This window comes from Rossellomorea vietnamensis NBRC 101237 (genome assembly GCF_001591825.1).
GTDB classification, from domain to species: Bacteria; Bacillota; Bacilli; order Bacillales; family Bacillaceae_B; genus Rossellomorea; species Rossellomorea vietnamensis.
The window spans coordinates 1-3,030 of record NZ_BCVQ01000093.1 but is presented as its reverse complement, the minus strand read 5'-3'; the positions used below and the strand labels follow the sequence as shown (position 1 = coordinate 3,030).

The following is a 3,030-nucleotide window of genomic DNA, read 5'->3' as shown; positions in this document are numbered from 1 at the left end:
TTCTTTGAAAACTAGATAAAGATAAATTGATAGTCAAGAAATTACCGAGTATCGCCATTTTAGGTTTTAAACCTGATGTAACAACCAATTCGGTTAAGTTATGAAGGGCGCACGGTGGATGCCTTGGCACTAGGAGCCGACGAAGGACGGGACTAACACCGATATGCTTTGGGGAGCTGTAAGTGAGCTTTGATCCAGAGATTTCCGAATGGGGGAACCCATTGTTCGTAATGGAACAATATCCTTACTTGAATACATAGAGTATGGAAGGCAGACCCAGGGAACTGAAACATCTAAGTACCTGGAGGAAGAGAAAGCAATTGCGATTCCCTGAGTAGCGGCGAGCGAAACGGGATATAGCCCAAACCAAGAGGCTTGCCTCTTGGGGTTGTAGGACACTCTATACGGAGTTACAAAGGAATGGAGTAGACGAAGAAGTCTGGAAAGGCTCGTCAAAGAAGGTAACAACCCTGTAGTTGAAACTTCATTCCCTCTTGAGTGGATCCTGAGTACGGCGGGACACGTGAAATCCCGTCGGAAGCTGGGAGGACCATCTCCCAAGGCTAAATACTCCCTAGTGACCGATAGTGAACCAGTACCGTGAGGGAAAGGTGAAAAGCACCCCGGAAGGGGAGTGAAATAGAACCTGAAACCGTGTGCCTACAAGTAGTCAGAGCCCGTTAACGGGTGATGGCGTGCCTTTTGTAGAATGAACCGGCGAGTTACGATCCCATGCAAGGTTAAGTTGATAAGACGGAGCCGCAGCGAAAGCGAGTCTGAATAGGGCGATTTGAGTATGTGGTCGTAGACCCGAAACCAGGTGATCTACCCATGTCCAGGATGAAGTTCAGGTAACACTGAATGGAGGTCCGAACCCACGCACGTTGAAAAGTGCGGGGATGAGGTGTGGGTAGCGGAGAAATTCCAATCGAACTTGGAGATAGCTGGTTCTCTCCGAAATAGCTTTAGGGCTAGCCTCATGTGTAAGAGTCTTGGAGGTAGAGCACTGTTTGGACTAGGGGCCCTCATCGGGTTACCGAATTCAGACAAACTCCGAATGCCAAAGACTTATCCATGGGAGTCAGACTGCGAGTGATAAGATCCGTAGTCGAAAGGGAAACAGCCCAGACCACCAGCTAAGGTCCCAAAGTATACGTTAAGTGGAAAAGGATGTGGAGTTGCTTAGACAACCAGGATGTTGGCTTAGAAGCAGCCACCATTTAAAGAGTGCGTAATAGCTCACTGGTCGAGTGACTCTGCGCCGAAAATGTACCGGGGCTAAACGTATCACCGAAGCTGTGGATTGACACCTCTAGGTGTCAGTGGTAGGAGAGCGTTCTAAGGACTGCGAAGCTAGACCGTAAGGACTGGTGGAGTGCTTAGAAGTGAGAATGCCGGTATGAGTAGCGAAAGATGGGTGAGAATCCCATCCACCGAATGCCTAAGGTTTCCTGAGGAAGGCTCGTCCGCTCAGGGTTAGTCGGGACCTAAGTCGAGGCCGATAGGCGTAGACGATGGACAACAGGTTGATATTCCTGTACCACCTCTTTTCCGTTTGAGCAATGGGGGGACGCAGGAGGATAGGGTAAGCGCACTGCTGGATATGTGCGTCTAAGCAGTTAGGCTGATGATGAGGCAAATCCCATCATCGTGAAGGCTGAGCTGTGATAGCGAGCGAATTATAGTAGCGAAGTTCCTGATTCCACACTGCCAAGAAAAGCCTCTAGCGAGGAAAAAGGTGCCCGTACCGCAAACCGACACAGGTAGGCGAGGAGAGAATCCTAAGGTGAGCGAGAGAACTCTCGTTAAGGAACTCGGCAAAATGACCCCGTAACTTCGGGAGAAGGGGTGCTCTGGTAGGGTGCAAGCCCGAGAGAGCCGCAGTGAATAGGCCCAGGCGACTGTTTAGCAAAAACACAGGTCTCTGCGAAGCCGTAAGGCGAAGTATAGGGGCTGACGCCTGCCCGGTGCTGGAAGGTTAAGAGGAGTGCTTAGCGCAAGCGAAGGTGCGAATCGAAGCCCCAGTAAACGGCGGCCGTAACTATAACGGTCCTAAGGTAGCGAAATTCCTTGTCGGGTAAGTTCCGACCCGCACGAAAGGCGTAACGATCTGGGCACTGTCTCAACGAGAGACTCGGTGAAATTATAGTACCTGTGAAGATGCAGGTTACCCGCGACAGGACGGAAAGACCCCGTGGAGCTTTACTGTAGCCTGATATTGAATTTTGGTACAGCTTGTACAGGATAGGTAGGAGCCTTGGAAACCGGAGCGCCAGCTTCGGTGGAGGCATCGGTGGGATACTACCCTGGCTGTATTGAAATTCTAACCCGCGCCCCTTATCGGGGTGGGAGACAGTGTCAGGTGGGCAGTTTGACTGGGGCGGTCGCCTCCTAAAGAGTAACGGAGGCGCCCAAAGGTTCCCTCAGAATGGTTGGAAATCATTCGCAGAGTGTAAAGGCACAAGGGAGCTTGACTGCGAGACCTACAAGTCGAGCAGGGACGAAAGTCGGGCTTAGTGATCCGGTGGTTCCGCATGGAAGGGCCATCGCTCAACGGATAAAAGCTACCCCGGGGATAACAGGCTTATCTCCCCCAAGAGTCCACATCGACGGGGAGGTTTGGCACCTCGATGTCGGCTCATCGCATCCTGGGGCTGTAGTCGGTCCCAAGGGTTGGGCTGTTCGCCCATTAAAGCGGTACGCGAGCTGGGTTCAGAACGTCGTGAGACAGTTCGGTCCCTATCCGTCGTGGGCGCAGGAAATTTGAGAGGAGCTGTCCTTAGTACGAGAGGACCGGGATGGACGCACCGCTGGTGTACCAGTTGTCTTGCCAAAGGCATCGCTGGGTAGCTATGTGCGGAAGGGATAAGTGCTGAAAGCATCTAAGCATGAAGCCCCCCTCGAGATGAGATTTCCCATCACGTAAGTGAGTAAGATCCCTAGAAGATGACTAGGTAGATAGGTCAGAGATGGAAGCATGGCGACATGTGGAGTTGACTGATACTAATCGATCGAGGACTTAACCACAAA

General features: G+C 51.7%; 1 rRNA gene. It reads left to right on the top strand.

The window, feature by feature from the left end:
* Positions 1-91: 91 nt before the first annotated feature.
* Positions 92-3,027, top strand: a 23S ribosomal RNA gene (locus tag BVI01S_RS21705).
* The last annotated feature ends 3 nt before the right edge of the window (positions 3,028-3,030 follow it).